Annotated in this window: 18 protein-coding genes; 10 read left to right on the plus strand and 8 right to left on the minus strand. The window is 59.9% G+C overall.

Going from position 1 to position 19604, the window contains the following annotated elements; all coding sequences use genetic code 11:
• Nucleotides 1-143: 143 nt before the first annotated feature.
• Nucleotides 144-455 (minus strand): Mpo1-like protein, encoded by a 312-nt coding sequence (locus FEM54_RS04360; RefSeq protein WP_138449661.1) that lies wholly within the window; start codon nucleotides 453-455, stop codon nucleotides 144-146.
• Between the two features lie 161 nt (nucleotides 456-616).
• On the opposite strand from FEM54_RS04360, the gene FEM54_RS04365 reads away from it, so the two are divergent.
• Nucleotides 617-1675 (plus strand): AraC family transcriptional regulator, encoded by a 1059-nt coding sequence (locus tag FEM54_RS04365; RefSeq protein ID WP_017139172.1) that lies wholly within the window; start codon nucleotides 617-619, stop codon nucleotides 1673-1675.
• Here the strand turns inward: FEM54_RS04365 and FEM54_RS04370 are convergent.
• The 7 genes from FEM54_RS04370 to FEM54_RS04400 all read right to left on the minus strand — a co-directional run bounded on the left by FEM54_RS04370 (nucleotide 1632) and on the right by FEM54_RS04400 (nucleotide 9227).
• Nucleotides 1632-3086: a TrkH family potassium uptake protein gene (locus FEM54_RS04370; protein WP_017139173.1), complete on the minus strand. Its 1455-nt coding sequence runs from the start codon at nucleotides 3084-3086 to the stop codon at nucleotides 1632-1634. The two genes, FEM54_RS04365 and FEM54_RS04370, sit on opposite strands and share 44 nt — an antisense overlap.
• 247 nt (nucleotides 3087-3333) lie before the next feature.
• Nucleotides 3334-4668, minus strand: a complete 1335-nt coding sequence (locus FEM54_RS04375; protein ID WP_017139174.1) for an imelysin family protein — start codon at nucleotides 4666-4668, stop codon at nucleotides 3334-3336.
• A gap of 127 nt (nucleotides 4669-4795) precedes the next feature.
• Entirely contained in the window at nucleotides 4796-6847 is a 2052-nt protein-coding gene (locus FEM54_RS04380) for a putative bifunctional diguanylate cyclase/phosphodiesterase (protein WP_138449653.1), read from the minus strand.
• A gap of 211 nt (nucleotides 6848-7058) precedes the next feature.
• Entirely contained in the window at nucleotides 7059-7286 is a 228-nt protein-coding gene (locus tag FEM54_RS04385; protein ID WP_017139176.1) for a hypothetical protein, read from the minus strand.
• A gap of 159 nt (nucleotides 7287-7445) precedes the next feature.
• A complete protein-coding gene (locus FEM54_RS04390) occupies nucleotides 7446-8042 on the minus strand; it encodes a superoxide dismutase (protein ID WP_003212997.1) in 597 nt (198 codons plus the stop codon).
• A 175-nt stretch (nucleotides 8043-8217) separates the two neighbouring features.
• Nucleotides 8218-8820 (minus strand): LysE/ArgO family amino acid transporter, encoded by a 603-nt coding sequence (locus tag FEM54_RS04395; RefSeq protein ID WP_026013850.1) that lies wholly within the window; start codon nucleotides 8818-8820, stop codon nucleotides 8218-8220.
• Between the two features lie 5 nt (nucleotides 8821-8825).
• Entirely contained in the window at nucleotides 8826-9227 is a 402-nt protein-coding gene (locus tag FEM54_RS04400) for an ACT domain-containing protein (RefSeq protein WP_017139178.1), read from the minus strand.
• A 99-nt stretch (nucleotides 9228-9326) separates the two neighbouring features.
• Between FEM54_RS04400 and FEM54_RS04405 the strand changes: the two genes are divergently transcribed.
• The 9 genes from FEM54_RS04405 to FEM54_RS04445 all read left to right on the plus strand — a co-directional run bounded on the left by FEM54_RS04405 (nucleotide 9327) and on the right by FEM54_RS04445 (nucleotide 19513).
• Nucleotides 9327-10220, plus strand: coding sequence for a LysR family transcriptional regulator ArgP (locus tag FEM54_RS04405; protein WP_017139179.1), 894 nt, complete (start codon nucleotides 9327-9329; stop codon nucleotides 10218-10220).
• 52 nt (nucleotides 10221-10272) lie between these two features.
• A complete protein-coding gene (locus FEM54_RS04410; RefSeq protein WP_099550447.1) occupies nucleotides 10273-11271 on the plus strand; it encodes an NAD-dependent epimerase/dehydratase family protein in 999 nt (332 codons plus the stop codon).
• Between the two features lie 127 nt (nucleotides 11272-11398).
• Complete coding sequence (locus tag FEM54_RS04415) at nucleotides 11399-12223, plus strand: ATPase (protein ID WP_138449655.1); 825 nt, start codon at nucleotides 11399-11401, stop codon at nucleotides 12221-12223.
• Between the two features lie 205 nt (nucleotides 12224-12428).
• Entirely contained in the window at nucleotides 12429-13688 is a 1260-nt protein-coding gene (locus tag FEM54_RS04420) for a D-mannose isomerase (protein WP_138449657.1), read from the plus strand.
• A 104-nt stretch (nucleotides 13689-13792) separates the two neighbouring features.
• Nucleotides 13793-15079, plus strand: a complete 1287-nt coding sequence (locus FEM54_RS04425) for an ABC transporter substrate-binding protein (RefSeq protein ID WP_138449658.1) — start codon at nucleotides 13793-13795, stop codon at nucleotides 15077-15079.
• Nucleotides 15080-15171: 92 nt separating this feature from the next.
• Nucleotides 15172-16080 carry a carbohydrate ABC transporter permease gene (locus tag FEM54_RS04430; RefSeq protein WP_017139183.1) on the plus strand — a complete coding sequence of 303 codons (909 nt, stop codon included), beginning with the start codon at nucleotides 15172-15174 and terminating at the stop codon, nucleotides 16078-16080.
• Entirely contained in the window at nucleotides 16073-16918 is an 846-nt protein-coding gene (locus FEM54_RS04435) for a carbohydrate ABC transporter permease (RefSeq protein ID WP_017139184.1), read from the plus strand. The genes FEM54_RS04430 and FEM54_RS04435 overlap by 8 nt, the downstream gene beginning before the upstream one ends.
• A gap of 2 nt (nucleotides 16919-16920) precedes the next feature.
• Nucleotides 16921-18081 (plus strand): ABC transporter ATP-binding protein, encoded by a 1161-nt coding sequence (locus FEM54_RS04440; RefSeq protein ID WP_138449660.1) that lies wholly within the window; start codon nucleotides 16921-16923, stop codon nucleotides 18079-18081.
• An 85-nt stretch (nucleotides 18082-18166) separates the two neighbouring features.
• Nucleotides 18167-19513 (plus strand): carbohydrate porin, encoded by a 1347-nt coding sequence (locus FEM54_RS04445; protein WP_053257697.1) that lies wholly within the window; start codon nucleotides 18167-18169, stop codon nucleotides 19511-19513.
• The last annotated feature ends 91 nt before the right edge of the window (nucleotides 19514-19604 follow it).

Here is a 19604-nt window from a genome sequence, read left to right on the forward strand (position 1 = left end):
GTGTTGGGGCGAAGACTTTTTGGTTACTTTTGTGTCTTTACAAAAGTGACCCGCCGTAAGGGCGGAACCCTAAGTAGCCGTTACCGCAGCAACGGATATGTACTCAGCCCCCCCCCCGAAATTCACAAAAAACCACAAACACCTCAAAAAGGCACCTTCCCCAAAATCATGTCGCGATACATCACAAAATCCCCCAGCAAACTGTAGAAGGGATGTTGAAACGTTGCAGGCCGGTTCTTTTCGAAGAAGAAGTGCCCGATCCAGGCAAAGGTGTAGCCGGCGACCGGTAATGCGAGCAGCAACCCCAACGAGCCACGGCCAATGGCATAAGCCAGAATCCCAATCACCAGGGTGGTGCCAATAAAGTGCAGGCGCCGGCAGGTGCTGTTGGCGTGCTCGCTCAGGTAATAAGGGTAGAACTCAGCGAAACTGTTGTATTGCTTGACGTTTTCCACAGTGGTCGGCCCTGGGCTGGTGATGCCGCCCAACAGATGTTCGGCGGGGAGCTTATTTGAGTCTAGAGTGATCAGTGGTAACAGCCAGTGACAATAGATGCCACTTTAGTATCCTTGGCTTCCTGGCTGCCGTTTAAGCCTGCTTTTTTCAAGAAGACGCCATGAGCGAACGAACAACTTCTGCAAGCTGGGCAATGGGCATCGTCAAAGCGTTGGAAATGGACGGCCTGGATTGCCGCGTCCTGTTCAAGCAACTGGGCCTGGACTACGCCGCGCTCAGTGACCCTGATGCACGTTTTGCGCAAGACTCCATGACCCGGCTGTGGCAGCGCGCTGTCGAGTTGTCAGGCAACCCTGCGATCGGCTTGAACATGGGCAAGGTGGTGCGACCGGCGTCGTTTCATGTGGCGGGTTACGCCTTGATGTCCAGCAACACCCTGGCCGAAGGTTTTATGCGCCTGGTGCGTTACCAACGCATCATCGCCGAAAGCGCCGACTTGAGTTTTCGCCTGTTACCTGAAGGCTATGCGCTGATTCTGACGGTACATGGCGATCACCTGCCGCCGACCCGGCAAAGCGCTGAAGCCTCGTTGGCCAGTGCCCTGGCATTATGTGGCTGGCTGACTGGCCGCACCCTGCAGCCACGCAAGGTAATGTTGCAAGGTGACCAACCGGCCGATCTGGCGCCCTATAAGCAAGCATTCCATGCGCCTATGGAGTTCAATGCGCCCTATGATGCGCTGATTTTCGAACAGGCCGACATGGATGCACCGTTGCCCACCGCCAATGAGGCGATGGCGCTGCTGCATGATCGGTTTGCCGGTGAATACCTGGCGCGGTTTTCCGAGAGCCGCGTGACCCACAAGGCGCGCCAGGTGCTGTGCCGCTTGTTGCCCCAGGGTGAGCCCAAGCGCGAAGTGGTGGCACAGACCCTGCACTTGTCTCAGCGCACGTTACAGCGGCGTTTGCAGGAGGAGGGCACCAGTTTCCAGACGTTGCTCGACGATACGCGTCGCGAGCTTGCCGAACAGTACCTGGCGCAGCCGAGTATGACCTTGCTGGAAATCGCCTACCTGTTGGGCTTTGCCGACCCGAGTAATTTCTTCCGCGCGTTCCGCCGCTGGTTCGACGTCACGCCCGGCGAGTACCGGGTGCGGCTGCTGCAGGCATCGACGGTCAGTGGCGCCAAAACGCCGGAATGCACAGAACAAACACGGTAATAATCTCCAGCCTTCCCAGCAGCATGCCGAATGACAAGATCCACTTGGCCGCATCCGGCAGGCTGGCGAAGTTACCGGCCGGGCCGATGGTTTCGCCCAGGCCCGGGCCAACACCGGACACGGTGCTGGCGGCACCGGTCAGTGCGGTCATCCAGTCCAGACCCAGCAGTGACAGGGCCAGGGCGATGGCGCAGATGGTGATAGCGAAGAAAAACGAAAAGGTCAGGATCGAGCGCACGATCTCTTCGTCGAGACGGTGGCCGTTGTACTTCTGCTTGATCACTGCGCGTGGGTGGATCAGTTGGTTCAGGTTGGCCTTGAGCAGGATGTAGGCGACCTGGAAGCGGAAGATCTTGATCCCGCCCGCCGTAGAGCCCGAACAGCCGCCGATAAAACCCAGGTAGAAGAACAGCATCAGCGAGAAATTGCCCCACAGGCTGTAGTCCCCCAGCGCAAAGCCGGTCGTGGTCACCACCGAGGTAACGTTCAGGGCGACATGGCGCAGGGCATCCAGCCAGTGCAGGTTGGTCGTCCACCAGTACCAGGTGCCGAGTACCAGCCACGTCACGATCAGCAAACCGAGCAAGCCTTGCACCTGCTGATCCTTGATCAGCGCCCGGCGGTTGCCGCGCAATGTGGCCACATACAGGGTGAACGGCAAGCTGCCGAGGATCATCACCACCACGGCTACCCAGTGCACCGCCGGTTGTTTCCAGTGGGCCAGGGATTCATCGGAGGTGGAAAACCCGCCGGTGGAAATTGCTGACATCGCGTGGTTGATCGCATCAAACAAGCCCATGCCGGCCCACCAGAACGCCAGGCTGCCCAGGATGGTGATGCCCACATACGCTGCCACGATCAGGCGCGCCACCATGTGCGAGCGCGGCATGACTTTTTCTGAGCGGTCCGAGGATTCGGTCTGGAACAGGCGCATGCCACCAATGCGCAGCAGCGGCAGGATCGCCACCGCCATGCCGATAAAGCCGATGCCGCCCAGCCAGTGCAACATTGAACGCCACATCAGGATGCCAGGGGACATGCTGTCCAAACCGCTCAGGACGGTGGAGCCGGTGGCGGTGATGCCCGACATGCTTTCAAAGAACGAATCGGTGTAGCTGATGTGCTGGGTCAGCAGAAACGGCAGCGCGGCGAAGATGCACACCACCAGCCAGCTGGTGACGGTCAGCAGGTACATGTCCCGGGGGCGCAGGTGCACGTGTTCGGGGCGGCCGGGGATAACCAGGGCCAAACCCGCAAGGAAGGTGATCATGCTGGCCCACAGGAACGAGGGCAGGTCGCTGGTGCGTTCGAAGATCACCAGGGTGGCCATCGGGATGACCATGGCGATCGCGAGGGTGATCAGGAAGATGCCGATGATGAAACCGATGATACGCAGGGTCGGCAACGCCATGAAGAAAGCTCGGGTTTGAGAGAGTGGCGCCATTCTACCTGCGGTGCGGGTCTTGTAAACCGGGGTGTACGAGGCGAAGCAGTTCGACTGTGGGAGCTGGCTTGCCTGCGATGGCGACCTGTCAGCCACCCATCTGTAGCAGGCCCATCGCTATCGCAGGCAAGCCAGCTCCCACAGTGGGTATGGGAAGGGGGGAACGCGCACAAAAAAGGCGACCCGAAGGTCGCCTTATTCAGCGCAGGATCAATCAGAACTCGTGATCAGCGTTATCCGGGTTCAAATCACTGATGCCCAGCTTGCCCGCGGCGGTTTCGATCGCGCCGGTCTGCTTGACCAGTGCCGCAATCGCGTCACGCACGATCTGGTTGCCCTTGTCGTTACCGGCCGCGATCAGTTGGTCGTAGTGCTCACCGGCGTTGGCCTGGTCAACCATGACCTGGATCTTCGCTTCGGTCGACGCCAGGTCGGCCTTGAGCGCCGAGTCGGCGGCTGGATCGGCCTTGGCCACCAGCGACGAGAGGCTTGCGCCGGTCATTTTGGTGCCGTCGGTGCGGGTGTACTCGCCCAGGTAGACGTTGCGGATGCCCTTGGCGTCGTAGAAGTGCGAGTTGTGGGTGTTGTCGCTGAAGCAATCCTGTTCGTCTTCCGGCGAGTTGGCTTCCAGGGAAACCTTCATGCGCTCACCGGCCAGTTCGCCCAGGGACAGGCTGCCCATGCCGAACAGCATTTTGCGCAGGCCGTCGGTGGCAGGTTCTGCTTCCAGGGTGGCGCGGTAGTTGTCGTCGACCTTGGGTTTCCAGTTGCCGACCATTTCTTCCAGGTCGCTGACCAGCAGTTGGGTCACAGCGCGCAGGTAAGTGCGACGGCGCTCGTTGTTACCGCCGGTGGCACCGTCGCCGGTCATGTAGTCGGATGCCGGGCGGTTGCCTGCGCCTGGGCCGGTGCCGTTGAGGTCCTGGCCCCAGAGCAGGAACTCGATGGCGTGGTAGCCGGTGGCGACGTTGGCTTCGGAACCGCCCAGTTCATTGAGGCTGGCGAGTTTTTCCGGGGTGATTTCCTTGACGTCGACCTTGTCTTCGCCCACCTGGATCTCGGTATTGGCGATGATGTTGGCGTTGGCGCCTGGGTTACCCAGCGCGTGCTCGTAGGATTTGTCTACGTAGTCGATCAGGCCTTCGTCCAGGGGCCAGGCGTTCACTTGGCCTTCCCAGTCGTCGATGATGGTGTTGCCGAAGCGGAACACTTCACTTTGCAAGTACGGCACACGGGCGGCGACCCAGGCGGTGCGGGCTGCTTTCAGGGTGTCGTCGCTCGGGTTGGCGAGGAAGGTGTCGATTGCGGTTTGCAGGGTCTTCGCGGTGGATTCGGCGTCGCTGTACACCGCGAACACCATGTCGGCGTAATGCGCGACAACGGCCTTGGCGGCTGCTTCGTCGACCTGGCCGGCAGGCGTGGCAGCCGCTGGAGCGGTGGTGCTGACTGCCGGGGTCGGCGCGGCGGCCTTGTCTTTACCTTCGCCGCAACCGGCGAGAGAAATGGCAATGGCCAGCAGACTGGCGGTGGCCAGGGGCATACGAATCATGGCGAACATCCTGCTTCGGTTGTTGATAGGGCGCGCGGGGAAGCGCAAAAACTGCGACATAATGCGAAAGATTTGCATTTTGTGTAAAGGTTTATGCGAGGGAAATATTTGGTATCGATTTGTCGGTTCAGAGAATCGCCGCGTTGTTGCGCTCGGACTGTTTCAAAAACGCCGCCAGCTCACGGGCCTGCAGCGGTTTGCTGTAGTGGTAGCCCTGGCCCTCATGGCACCCTTCGGAAATGATATAGGCCTCCTGCTCGGCGGTTTCCACGCCTTCGGCAATCACCTGCATGCCCAGGCTTTTGCCCAGTTGGATAATGGCGCGCACGATGGTTGCATCGTCGTCGTCATCCAGCAGGTCCTGGACGAAGCTCTTGTCGATCTTGATCTTGTCCAGTGGCAGGCTCTTGAGGTAGCTCAAGGATGAATAGCCGGTGCCGAAGTCATCAATCGCGATCAAGGCACCGGAGCGGCGCAGGCTCAGCAGGTGCTGGGCGGCGGTGCTGATGTCTTCCATCAGGCCGGTCTCGGTCACTTCCAGCTCCAGGCTGCGTGGCGGCAGGCGATAGATCTGCATCAGGTTGTTGACCACCCGTGGCAACTCGGTGTGGTGCAACTGCACGGTGGACAGGTTGACCGCCATGCGCAGTTCGGTGAAGCCCAGGTCATGCCATTCGCGCAACTGCCGGCAAGCCTGGTCCAGCACCCATTCACCAATCGGAATAATGGTGCCGTTCTGTTCCGCCAGCGGGATAAACAAGTCCGGCGGCACCAGGCCGTGTTCCGGGTGCTGCCAGCGAAGCAACGCCTCTACGCCCACCACACGGTGGTCGCGGTAGCTGATCTGCGGTTGGTAGACCAAGTGGAACTGCTCGCGACCCAGGGCATCGCGCAGGTCTTTTTCCAGTTCGCGGCGCCGGCGCATTTCGCTGTCGACACTGGCGATATAGAACTGATAGCGGTTGCGCGAGCGGCTCTTGGCCAGGGTCATGGTCTGTTCGGCTTTTTGCAGCAGCTTCTCGGTGCTGTCGCCGTCCTCCGGGAACAGGGTGATGCCGATGGTGGCGCGCAGGCGAATCTGGTCCTGGTCGAGGGCGAATTCGGCTTCCAGGTCGTCGAGGATACTTTGCGCCAGCTCGGCGGCCTCGTAAGGCTGGTCGATATCGGCCTGCACCAGTGCAAACTGGTCGCCGCCCAAGCGGGCGAGGGCGCCGAGGCGGCCGCTGTGGGCGCGCAGGCGGTCGGCCAGGGCCAGCAGTAATTTGTCGCCGGCCTGGTAGGTGAACTGTTCGTTGACGCTTTTGAAGTCATCCAGCCCCACGCACAGCACCGCCACCCGGCGCTGTCGGCGGCCGGCATCGGTGAGGATCTTGTCCAACTGCTCCTGCAGCTTCTGACGGTTCGGCAGCCCGGTCAGGAAGTCGTACTGGGCCATGCGCAACAGGCTCGATTCCGCCTCATGCCGCAAGTGCGTATTGCGCTCGATGGACTCGAGCAACTGGTTGGCAGTGTTGATCCACAGCCCCAGCTCGTTGCGTTCATGGCCCTTGAGCTGGGGGATCTTGTGTTCGCTGGGGCGGTCGGGGTTGATTGAGGTCAAGTGCTCGATAATCCGCGACAACGGCTTGGTCAGCAGCCAGTGATACACCAGGTACAGCACCAGGCCCATGGCCAGGGCGCGCAGCACGCCGGAAATAAAGATGATCACCGAGCTGACAATAAAACCTTTGCCGTAGGTGGCTGTGTCGAGGGTAATGCTCAGGTCGCCGTAGTACTCGCTATAGGGGCCTTTGCCAACCAGTGCAGTCGTAAAGGTGCGTTCCTGGCCAAGAATCAGGTCGGTCAACCAGCGGGTGGGTGATTGCTGCAAGGCGCGGCTTTTTTCCGCCAGCATGGTTTCGTTGGGGTGGCCGATGGAGGCCATGCGCACGGCGTCGTCCTGAAACAGGCCCTCGATCACCTGCATGCCCATCTCGCGGTCCAGGCTGTAGACAGCCTGGGTCGAGGGGTCGCGAAACATGTCGAGGATCCGCTGCGCGTCACCGGCCACGGCCTGACGCGTCTTGTAGGCATCAAACACGATCTGCGCCACGCTCAGCGTCACGCCCACGATCAATGCCGAGAGCAGCACAACCCGTAGCAACTTCACCGACAAGCTGTTTTTGAGTTCCAGCTTCAAAGGGTCATTCCTTGTTCCGTGCGGGTAGCCTCAATATGCCATGAGTATTGGCAATCTCGGGATGGCAGTCAAAGGGACATTGCTGCTAAGGCTTCTGGAGGCTGTAAAGGGCGTGTCTGGAAGGAAGAGGGCGATGATATCCATCGCCCTCGGGTACCGCGCAGGAAAGGAAGGGAATGCCTTCGACATCCCGACATCGAGTGTTGCGGGCTTAAGATAATTTGATCGAGTTTTCGTTTACGTTGTTGAACGTGATCTGATGTTCGTTCTTCTGGTGGGCATCACCGCCGATTTTACCTTGCGCCCTGCCGGCGGCCTGACTGGCTGAATTGACCAGCGTGCCCAGCAAGTCCATGCCCTTGCTCACCAGGTCCATGCCTTTGCCTGCGAGTGGCAACACTGAAGACACAGCTGACATACCCATCGATAACGGATCCATTGCGGACTCTCCTACAGGATAAAATGAGAGAGTTATTTCTCTCGCATGCTGGGTGGCCTGTTCCTCTCGGTGAGTTCCACACATTCTGCATTACGTCCAGTTTTCGTCGGCCACAAAAAAGCCCGGCAATTGCCGGGCTCTTTCTACTGCAAACGTTGCTTAGGCAGTAAAGGTTTTGCCTTCGAACTGCTCAGCCACGAATTTCCAGTTGACCAGATTCCAGAACGCTTCCACATACTTTGGACGCACGTTGCGGTAGTCGATGTAGTAGGCGTGTTCCCACACGTCGCAGGTCAGCAGCGGGGTGTCGCCGCTGGTCAGCGGGTTGCCGGCGCCGATGGTGCTGGCCAGGGCCAGGGAACCGTCAGCTTTTTTCACCAGCCAGCCCCAACCGGAACCGAAGGTGCCGACGGACGTCTTGGTGAACTCTTCCTTGAACTTGTCGAACGAACCGAAGGCTGCGTTGATGGCTTCAGCCAGTGCGCCGGTCGGTTGGCCACCGGCGTTTGGCGCCAGGCAGTTCCAGTAGAAAGTGTGGTTCCAGACCTGAGCGGCGTTGTTGAAGATGCCGCCCGAAGAAGACTTGACGATTTCTTCCAGGGTCTTGCCTTCGAACTCGGTGCCAGGCACCAGGTTGTTCAGGTTCACGACATAGGTGTTGTGGTGCTTGTCGTGGTGGTACTCCAAGGTTTCCTTGGAGATGTGCGGCTGCAGGGCATCGTGTGCGTAGGGCAGCGGCGGCAATTCGAAAGCCATGATGATTCTCCTAATCAGGTCAGTTGCGGTGAGCGCAAGGCCGATCACGGGCGGCCAAACAAGCGCCGGGGAGTTTGTACTCTTTGCGGCGCAGGGTCCGGATCATAGCACCGGGGGTGCGGCAAAACCACGCAACAACTGTGTGGGATAGAGGTTCCAGAGCGTTTTGGAATATTCATCCGGCACTGATCAATTGGTAGGCCACGCTGAACATCATCACCGCGACCAGAAGGTCGAGCAGGCGCCAGGTCGCCGGGCGCGCCAGCCAAGGTGCCAACCACGCCGCGCCGAGTGCCAGGGTGGCGAACCACAGGAACGAGGCGCTGGCAGCGCCGGCCACATAGGCGCCGGGCTCGGTTTGTTGCGCGCCCAATGAGCCGATCAGCAGCACGGTGTCCAGGTACACATGGGGATTGAGCAGCGTTACTGCCAAGGCACTGAGCAACACGGCGCGCAATGAACGCACTTTGAGGTGTGCCCCCTGTTCCAGGCTTTGTCGGGAACACGCTCGACGCAACGCCAAGGTGCCGTACCACAACAGGAATGCCGCACCACCCCAGCGGGCAACGGCCAGCAGCAGCGGGTTTTGCGCCAGCACGGTAGCCAGGCCAAATACCCCGAGTGCGACCAGAATTGCATCACACACGATGCACAGCGCCGCCACCGGCAAGTGATGTTCACGGCGCAGGCTTTGCGCCAATACAAACGCGTTCTGGGTGCCGATCGCCATGATCAGGCCGAGAGCCACCAGCAGCCCGTTTACGTAGCTTTGCCACATAGCCATTACTCCGCGTTTGCTGCCAGTTGGCGCAATACATCCATGGCCCGCTCGGCATCGGCGCGGCCCACGAACAAGTGGTCGTGATAAAACCCGGCAATCACGTTGCAACTGATACCGGCGCTGCCCAGCGCACTGGCGAACGCCGCCGTCAGGCCCACGGCTTCAAGGGCCGAATGTACATTCAGGGTGATCCAGGCGGCCACATAGTCGAAGGCCAGCCCGGCGTGTTCCGCCTGCTCACGCTCCACAATCAGGGTCAAACCTTCCTGCTCGCGAAAGCTGCCGATGATCTCGCAACCTGCCGGGATACGTGAGTCGGGCAGGGTGCAGAACACGTAGTCGCCTTCGTTTAGATGAGGGCTCATGCTGCGCAGCAGGGTTGCCAGGGCGGTTTCGCCAGCCATGTTTGGATTCCTTTAATAAAGAGAAGCAATGCTGGTCATTCTCCCGGCCCACGCTGTATAAGAAAAACCAATATTGCTGATCGCTCATTAGAGAAACTGATGTTCGACTATAAATTGCTTTCCGCCCTGGCGGCGGTGGTGGAGCAGGCCGGCTTCGAGCGTGGCGCGCAGGTACTGGGGCTTTCTCAGTCAGCGATTTCCCAGCGCATCAAGTTACTGGAGGCGCGTATTGGCCAACCGGTGCTGGTGCGGGCCACGCCACCTACACCCACCGACATCGGGCGACGTTTGCTCAACCATGTGCAACAGGTGCGCTTACTCGAGCGCGACCTGCAAAGCCAGGTGCCAGCGCTGGACGAGGAGGGCATGCCCGAGCGCCTGCGCATCGCCTTGAACGCCGACAGCCTCGCCACCTGGTGGGCCGAGGCCGTCAGCGACTTTTGCGCCGAGCAGCATTTGTTGCTGGACCTGGTGGTGGAAGACCAGACCGTGGGCCTCAAGCGCATGCGCGCCGGTGAAGTGGCGGCCTGTATCTGCGCCAGCGAACGCCCGGTGGCCGGGGCGCGCAGTCTGTTGCTCGGTGCCATGCGCTACCGTGCGTTGGCCAGCCCTGCATTTATAACGCGGCATTTTCCCGAGGGCGTGCGTGCCGATCAGTTGGCACGCACGCCGGCGCTGGTGTTCGGCCCGGACGATTTCCTGCAGCACCGCTACCTGGCATCGCTGGGCGTGGACGGCGGTTTCGAGCACCATTTGTGCCCGTCCTCCGAAGGTTTTATTCGCCTGACCGAAGCCGGACTGGGTTGGGGCCTGGTGCCGGAATTACAGGTGCGCGACCAGTTGCAAAGCGGCGCTTTAGTCGAGTTGTTGCCAGATAAGCCCATCGACGTGCCGTTGTACTGGCATCATTGGCGCAGTGGTGGGCAATTGTTGGGGCTGCTGACCGATCACTTGGCCCAGGCCTGTGGCCAATGGTTGGTGCCGTTGGACTGATGGCGTGCGTCAAGGCAACAGCGATGAAAAACGAAAGAGCATGGGGTAACAAATGAAAATTCTGGTCACCGGCGCAAGCGGCTTCATCGGCGGGCGTTTTGCGCGTTTCGCCCTGGAGCAGGGCCTGGACGTGCGGGTCAACGGGCGGCGCGCCGAAGGTGTGGAGCACCTGGTAAGGCGCGGCGCCGAGTTTATCCAGGGTGATCTCAATGATGCCGACCTGGTGCGCGAGCTGTGCCGCGATGTCGAAGCCGTGGTGCATTGCGCCGGCGCCGTCGGGTTGTGGGGCAAGTACCAGGACTTCCACCAGGGCAATGTGCTGGTCACCGAAAACGTCGTCGAGGCCTGCCTCAAGGAGCGTGTCGGGCGCCTGGTGCACTTGTCGTCGCCGTCGATCTACTTTGATGGCCGCGACCACCTGGGGCTGACCGAGGAGCAAGTGCCCAAGCGCTTCAAGCATCCCTACGCCGCCACCAAATACCTGGCGGAGCAGAAGGTGTTTGGCGCCCAGGAGTTCGGCCTCGAAGTACTTGCGCTGCGCCCGCGTTTTGTCACCGGGGCCGGCGACATGAGCATCTTCCCGCGCCTGCTTAAAATGCAGCGCAAGAACCGCCTGGCTATCGTCGGTGATGGTTTGAACAAGGTCGACTTCACCAGTGTGCACAACCTCAATGAGGCACTGCTCAGCAGCTTGCTCGCCACCGGCTCGGCGTTGGGCAAGGCCTACAACATCAGTAATGGCGCGCCGGTGCCAGTGTGGGATGTGGTCAATTATGTAATGCGCCAGATGGACATGCCCCAGGTCACCCGGTATCGGTCGTACGGTTTGTCCTACAGCGTGGCGGCGTTGAACGAGGCATTCTGCGCAATGTGGCCGGGCCGCCCGGAGCCGTCGTTGTCGCGCCTGGGCATGCAGGTCATGAACAAAGATTTCACCCTGGACATCAGCCGTGCCAGGCATTATCTCGACTACGAGCCCAAGGTCAGCCTGTGGACGGCGCTCGATGAGTTCTGCAGTTGGTGGAAAGCTCAGGAGCCGGGGCTGAAATAAGCTCACAACCAGCAACACATCGGGAACCGAATTCAGGCTTCCGGGTCGATCAATGCGGCGCCAACGGGGTTTATACTCCGCTCGCTCGGCTTTTCCGGTCGCCATCTCACCGATTCAGGGTTGATTCATGCGTAACGATGCCAAAGACGATTTCGACAACGTTCCCAGCCTGCGGGCTGACATCGGGGACGATGATGATTTCGAGCCGACTCCCGCCACCTCCGTGCGCTCGCGCACAACCAAGGTGGTCAAGGTCAAGAGCGCCAGCACCGGCCCCCTGTGGGCCTTGGTCGGCGCGCTGCTGATCGCCTTCGCCGGCCTTGCCTGGTGGAGCTTCCAGCAGATTTCCCTGATGGGCCAGCAGTTGGTCGCCACCCAGGAAAGCTTTGCACGCATCAGCGAAGAAGCGGCGGGGCGCCTGCAAGACATTTCCGGCAAGGTGGTGGCCAGCGAGGCCAACGTCAACAACGGCAGCGAAGCCCTCAAGTTGCAGATCAAGCAGTTGGAAACCCAATTGCTGGAGCAAGGCAAGCAGCAAGTCGGCGTGGCCGGGCAGGCAACCGAACTCGACCAGCGCCTGGCACAGATGAGTGCCAGCACCACTGAACTGTCGAACGCGAATGCCAAGCTACAAGGCCAGGTGCAGGCGCTGACCGATGCCGTGGCCACACTTAAGGCGGCGCAGGGTGAGGTCAAGGATCTGTCCGCCGACGTGGCGGCCCTTAAAAAGCAAGGCAACCCGAGCGCGGCCATCGCCCGCCTGGAACAGGACCTGGTGGTGCTCAAAAGCGCGCAGGAGAACCAGCCCGCCAATACTGATGCGCCAACCAATAAAGAGTTTGATGTGTTCCGCATCCAGACCACGCGCAACATCACCACGTTGCAGAGCCAGGTGCAGAACCTTAACCAACAGCTCAACGCGCCAGCGCGGGTCACCCCACTGGGCCAATGATCGTTCCCACGCTCTGCGTGGGAATGCCGCCATGGACGCTCCGCGTCCCGCTGTGGCGCAGAGCGCCACAGGCTGCATTACCACGCGGAGCGTGGGAACGATTAATGTCACAGTCTTGTGACATTTTCCATCCGCTTCGTTACTTGCCCCCATCGCGCCCTTGTTTAGACTCCGGTCATCCCATAAAAAATAAAAAGGGCTACCCATGACCATGCAACCACTGCCTGCCAGCAGTTGGCTGAACGCACCTGCCCATCACGCCTGGCTCGCCAGCGAAGGCCAACGCCTGCTGGCGTTCGCCAAAGCCTCACGTCTGCCAGACGGCTTCGGCAACCTTGACGGCAACGGCCAACTGCCGGCCGACGCCCACGCCGAAACCATGAACACGGCGCGCATGACCCACAGCTTTGCCATGGCTCACGCCATGGGTTTGCCGGGTTATGCCGACCTGGTTGCCCATGGTGTTGCCGCCCTCAGGGGCCCCTTGCGCGATAGCGAACACGGCGGCTGGTTCGCCGCGCCCAACGCCTTGGATGGCAACCGTGGCAAAGCCGCTTACCTGCACGCGTTCGTTGCCCTGGCTGCCAGCTCTGCCGTAGTGGCCGGCGCACCCGGTGCGCAGAACCTGCTCAACGACGCTGTGCATATCATCGACCAGTTCTTCTGGAGCGAGGAGGAGGGCGTGATGCTCGAGTCCTTCGCCCAGGACTGGAGCGGCGTCGAAGCCTATCGCGGCGCCAACAGCAACATGCACGCCACCGAAGCCTTCCTGGCACTGGCCGATGTCACCGGTGAAACACGCTGGCTGGACCGCGCGCTGCGCATTGTCGAGCGCGTTATCCACACTCACGCTGCCGGCAACCAGTTCATGGTGATCGAGCATTTCGACACGCACTGGCAACCCTTGCTCGGCTACAACGAAGACAACCCTGCCGATGGCTTCCGCCCGTATGGCATCACCCCTGGCCACGGTTTCGAATGGGCACGTTTGGTGCTGCACCTGGAAGCCGCACGCCTGCAAGCCGGGCTGGCCACGCCGGACTGGCTGGTGAGCGACGCCCGCGGCCTGTTCGCCAGCGCCTGCGAATACTCTTGGGCCGTGGACGGCGCTCCCGGCATCGTCTACACCCTGGACTGGAAGCACCAGCCAGTGGTGCGCGAGCGCCTGCACTGGACCCATGCCGAAGCCAGCGCGGCGGCCCAGGCTTTGCTCAAACGCACTGGCGAGCTGCATTACGAAACCTGGTATCGGCGCTTTTGGGAGTTCTGCGAAAGCCACTTTATCGACCGTATCAACGGCAGCTGGCACCACGAACTCAGCCCGCACAACCAACCCAGCAGCAAGATCTGGGGTGGCAAGCCGGACCTGTACCATGCCTGGCAAGCGGTCGTACTGCCTGCACTACCCTTGTCACCGAGTATGACCAGCGCATTGGGCCAAGGATGTTATGTCACCAAGTGGTGACATTTGTGCGTCCCTTTGTTACCTGCGCGCTAAAAATCCATGTTTAAACTCCGTGCAGCGCAAGCTCTAGACTTGCATGCATAACAACAAGAAAAGGTATTCAGATGAACGCGATTAATCGCCTCGCCGTTGCTATTTCCATTGCCTCGTTGTTTCCCCTCAGTGCATTTGCCGCCGACTCGAAAGGGACGGTTGAAGTTGTGCATTGGTGGACCTCAGGCGGTGAAAAAGCAGCAGTAGACGTACTGAAGGCTCAAGTTGAGAAAGATGGCTTCGTCTGGAAAGACGGCGCCGTAGCCGGTGGCGGTGGCGCCACTGCAATGACTGTGCTGAAAAGCCGCGCAGTCGCTGGCAACCCGCCAGGCGTTGCCCAGATCAAAGGCCCGGACATTCAGGAATGGGCGTCCACTGGCTTGCTCGACACCGACGTGCTTAAAGACGTCGCCAAAGAAGAAAAGTGGGACTCGCTGCTCGACAAGAAAGTCTCCGATACCGTGAAGTACGAAGGTAACTACGTTGCCGTGCCGGTCAACATTCACCGCGTAAACTGGCTGTGGATCAACCCGGAAGTCTTCAAGAAAGCCGGTATCACCAAGAACCCGACCACCCTCGAAGAATTCTACGCAGCCGGCGACAAGCTCAAGGCCGCAGGCTTCATCGCGCTCGCCCACGGTGGCCAGCCTTGGCAGGACAGCACCGTATTTGAAGCGGTCGTACTGTCGGTGATGGGTGCCGACGGCTACAAGAAAGCCCTGGTTGACCTGGATAACGACACGCTGACCGGCCCGCAAATGGTCAAGGCCCTGACTGAGCTGAAAAAGGTCGCGACCTATATGGACGTCGACGGCAAAGGCCAGGACTGGAACCTGGAAGCCGGCAAAGTCATCAACGGCAAGGCCGGCATGCAGATCATGGGTGACTGGGCCAAGTCCGAGTGGACTGCCGCCAAGAAAGTCGCCGGCAAAGACTACGAGTGCGTAGCCTTCCCGGGCACCGACAAAGCCTTTACCTACAACATCGACTCCCTGGCGGTGTTCAAGGTTAAAGACAAAGGCACCCAGGAAGGTCAGAAGGACATCGCCAAAGTCGTGTTGGGCGAAAACTTCCAGAAAGTCTTCAGCATCAACAAAGGCTCGATCCCGGTTCGTACCGACATGCTCAATGAAATGGACAAGCTCGGTTTCGACTCCTGCGCCCAGACCGCTGCCAAAGACTTCCTGGCGGACGCCAAGACCGGTGGCCTGCAGCCAAGTATGGCCCACAACATGGCCACTACCCTGGCGGTACAAGGTGCGTTCTTTGATGTCGTGACCAACTACATCAACGACCCGAAAGCCGACCCGGCCGACACCGCCAAGAAACTCGGCGCTGCGATCAAGTCTGCCAAGTAACGGTTAGCACGGCTGGTCCTTGTGAGGGGAAACCCCCTGACCCCTCACAAGGCTTGCTCCTGTAGTCCTTTTTCCCTGTACTGGATTTTCCCATGAGTTCTGTTGCTGTGTTCAGCAAGGCCTCGCCGTTCGATGCGCTGCAGCGCTGGCTCCCTAAGCTGGTGCTGGCGCCGAGCATGTTCATCGTGCTGGTGGGCTTCTACGGCTACATCCTGTGGACATTCGTGCTGTCGTTCACCACGTCCACGTTCCTGCCCAGCTACAAATGGGCCGGTCTTGCACAATACGCGCGGTTGTTCGACAACGACCGTTGGTGGGTGGCGAGCAAGAACCTGGCGCTGTTCGGCGGGATGTTTATCGGCATCACCTTGGTGATCGGCGTGACACTGGCGATTTTCCTCGACCAGAAAATCCGCCGCGAAGGCTTTATCCGCACCATTTACCTGTACCCGATGGCGCTCTCGATGATCGTGACCGGTACGGCCTGGAAATGGCTGCTCAACCCGGGCATGGGCCTGGACAAACTTCTGCGTGACTGGGGCTGGGAAGGCTTCCGTCTCGACTGGCTGATCGACCCCGACCGCGTGGTGTACTGCCTGGTGATTGCCGCCGTGTGGCAAGCCTCGGGCTTCATCATGGCGATGTTCCTGGCCGGCCTGCGTGGCGTTGATCAGTCGATCGTGCGCGCCGCGCAAATCGATGGCGCCAGCCTGCCGCGCATCTACTGGAGCGTGGTGCTGCCAAGCCTGCGCCCGGTGTTCTTCAGTGCGGTGATGATCCTCGCGCACATCGCGATCAAGAGCTTCGACCTGGTAGCGGCCATGACCGCCGGCGGCCCGGGCTACTCGTCCGACCTGCCTGCGATGTTCATGTACTCGTTCACCTTCAGCCGTGGCCAGATGGGCATGGGCTCGGCCAGTGCAATCCTGATGCTCGGCGCGATCCTCGCGATCATCGTGCCTTACCTGTATTCCGAGCTGAGGACCAAGCGCAATGACTAGTCTCGCCTCCAAACCTGCCATCAGCCTGAGTCGCATCGCGATCTACGCGGTGCTGATCCTCGCCGTGCTGCTGTACCTGGTGCCGCTGGTGGTGATGCTGCTGACCAGCTTCAAAACCCCCGAAGACATCAGTACCGGCAACCTGCTGAGCTGGCCGACCGTCGTGACCGGCATCGGCTGGGTCAAGGCCTGGGCCACCGTTGACGGTTACTTCTGGAACTCGATCAAGATCACCGTTCCGGCCGTACTGATCTCCACCGCCATCGGCGCGTTGAACGGCTATGTGCTGTCGTTCTGGCGCTTCAAAGGTTCGCAGCTGTTCTTCGGCTTGCTGCTGTTTGGCTGCTTCCTGCCGTTCCAGACCGTGCTGCTGCCGGCCTCGTTCACCCTCGGCAAGATGGGCCTGGCCAGTACCACCACGGGCCTGGTGTTTGTGCACGTGGTCTACGGGTTGGCGTTTACTACGCTGTTCTTCCGTAATTACTACGTGAGCATTCCGGATGCTCTGATCAAGGCGGCGCGACTGGACGGTGCAGGTTTCTTCACCATCTTCCGGCTGATCATTCTGCCGATGTCGACGCCGATCATCATGGTCTGCCTGATCTGGCAGTTCACCCAGATCTGGAACGACTTCCTGTTTGGCGTGGTGTTCTCCAGCGGCGACTCGCAGCCCATTACGGTGGCGCTGAACAACCTGGTCAACACCAGCACCGGGGCCAAGGAATATAACGTGGATATGGCGGCGGCGATGATCGCCGGGCTGCCGACCCTGCTGGTCTATGTGATCGCAGGCAAGTATTTCGTGCGCGGCCTCACGGCCGGCGCGGTCAAGGGGTAATCATGGCTACGCTCGAACTTCGCAATGTAAACAAGACCTATGGCGCCGGCCTGCCCGACACCTTGAAGAACATCGAACTGTCGATCAAAGAGGGTGAGTTCCTGATTCTGGTCGGCCCTTCGGGGTGCGGTAAATCCACGCTGATGAACTGCATCGCCGGCCTTGAGACCATCACCGGCGGCGCGATCATGATCGGCGACCAGGACGTGAGCGGCATGAGCCCCAAGGACCGTGACATCGCCATGGTGTTTCAGTCCTACGCGCTGTACCCGACCATGAGCGTGCGCGAGAACATCGAGTTCGGTCTCAAGATCCGCAAGATGCCCCAGGCGGATATCGACGCCGAAGTGGCGCGCGTGGCCAAGCTGCTGCAGATCGAGCACCTGCTTAACCGCAAGCCAGGTCAGTTGTCCGGTGGCCAGCAACAGCGTGTGGCCATGGGCCGCGCCCTGGCACGTCGGCCGAAGATCTACCTGTTCGACGAACCGCTGTCCAACCTCGACGCCAAGCTGCGTGTCGAGATGCGCACCGAAATGAAACTGATGCACCAGCGCCTGAAAACCACCACCGTGTACGTCACCCACGACCAGATCGAAGCAATGACCCTGGGCGATAAAGTGGCGGTGATGAAGGACGGCATCATTCAACAATTTGGCACGCCGAAAGAAATCTATAACGACCCGGCCAACCTGTTTGTGGCAAGCTTTATCGGTTCACCTCCAATGAACTTCATACCTTTGCGCCTGCAACGCAAGGACGGTCGCCTGGTGGCACTGCTCGACAGCGGCCAGGCCCGTTGCGAGCTGCCGCTGGGTATGAGTGATGCTGGGCTTGAAGATCGCGATGTGATCCTGGGTCTGCGCCCGGAGCAAAGTGTTCTGGCCACGGGTGAAGCGAATGGGTCGTCGAGCATTCGTGCCGAAGTCCAGGTCACTGAGCCAACCGGTCCGGACACGTTGGTGTTTGTGCAACTCAACGACACCAAAGTCTGCTGCCGCCTCGCGCCGGACGTTGCACCGCAGGTCGGTGAGACCCTGACCCTGCAATTCGACCCGGCCAAGGTATTGCTGTTCGACGCCAAAACCGGAGAACGCTTGGGCACTGCTGCCTCATTGCCTGCACACGGGCATGCCGACAACGTGGCCCAATTCAAAGGCCGCTGAAGCAGATAACTTGTTGTTTTGGTTAAAAAAAGTAACCCGCGTTAGATAAAAACAGTTAAATAACAATAAAGACGAGGATGTAGGGATGAAAAAGCAACACAACAACACTCGGCTGATCTGCCAACTGTCAGCAGCAGCAGCCCTGGTATTGTCCGCCAATGCGATGGCGGCCGATGCATTCAGCGCCGATTCCAAGTGGATGACCGGTGATTGGGGTGGCGAGCGTACCAAGCTGATCGAGCAAGGTATCGACATCAAGGCTGACTACGTAGGGGAAATGGGCGCCAACCTGCACGGCGGCTATAACGACGACAAGACCGGCCGTTACTCCGACCAGTTCGGGTTGGGCGTAGCGCTCGATCTGCAAAAGCTGTGGGGCTGGGACAACACCCAGGCCAAGATCCAGTTGACCAACCGTAATGGCCAAAACATCTCCAACGACCGTATCGGTGACCCGCGTGCCGGCACGCTGAGTTCGTCGATGGAAGTCTATGGTCGTGGCCACATGGTGCGTCTGACCCAGTTCTGGATTCAGCACCAGATGTTCGATAACAAGCTGGACGTGAAACTCGGTTACTTCGGTGAAGGCGAAGACTTCAACACCTTCCCATGCGACTTCCAGAACCTGTCGTTCTGTGGCTCGCAGGTGGGTAACTATGTAAACACCTGGTACAACTGGCCGGTCGCCCAGGCCGCTATCCGCGTGAAGTACAACATCACGCCTGAGCTGTATGCGCAGATCGGTGCGTACAACCAGAACCCGTCGCAGCTTGAGCACGGCAATGGCTTCAAACTCAGCGGCAGCGGCACCAAGGGCACCGTGATTCCGGTGGAGTTGGTCTGGTCGCCGAAGGTCAATGGCCTGCCGGGCGAATACCGTGTGGGTTACTACAAGAGCGCCGCGGATGCCAGCGACGTACGTGACGACGTTAACGGCAACGATGCTGCCACCACAGGCTTGGCTTACCGTACCCGCAGCAGCAAAAGTGGCTATTGGGGCGTTGTGCAGCAGCAACTTACCACCCATAACGGCGACGCGTCGCGCGGCCTGAACATCGCGGCCAACGCCACCTTCCACGACAAGGACACCAACCTCGTCGACAACTATCAGTCGTTGATGCTGGTCTACAAAGGCCCGTTCGATGCGCGTCCAAAAGATGACGTCGGTATCGGTTTCTCCCGCATCCATGTCAACCAGGACGTGAGGAAAAACGCAGAGTTGCTGAACGCAGCCGGTGGTTTCACCGACTACGATCAGGTGGGCTACGCGCCGCTGCGTGACACCGAGTACAACACTGAAATCAACTACGGCTTCCACGTCACCAACTGGCTGACCGTGCGTCCTAACCTGCAATACGTTACCCACCCAGGTGGCGTCGATAAAGTCGACAACGCGTTGGTAGCGGGCCTGAAAATTCAGTCTACGTTCTAACGCTGTTGCGATAAGCTCCTTCTCTCTGTGCGCATTTTGCGGGTAGCCATGGCTACCCGCTTTTTTTGGGGCGCGCTGCACTACCCATGTG

The organism is Pseudomonas edaphica (assembly GCF_005863185.1).
Taxonomy (GTDB): domain Bacteria; phylum Pseudomonadota; class Gammaproteobacteria; order Pseudomonadales; family Pseudomonadaceae; genus Aquipseudomonas; species Aquipseudomonas edaphica.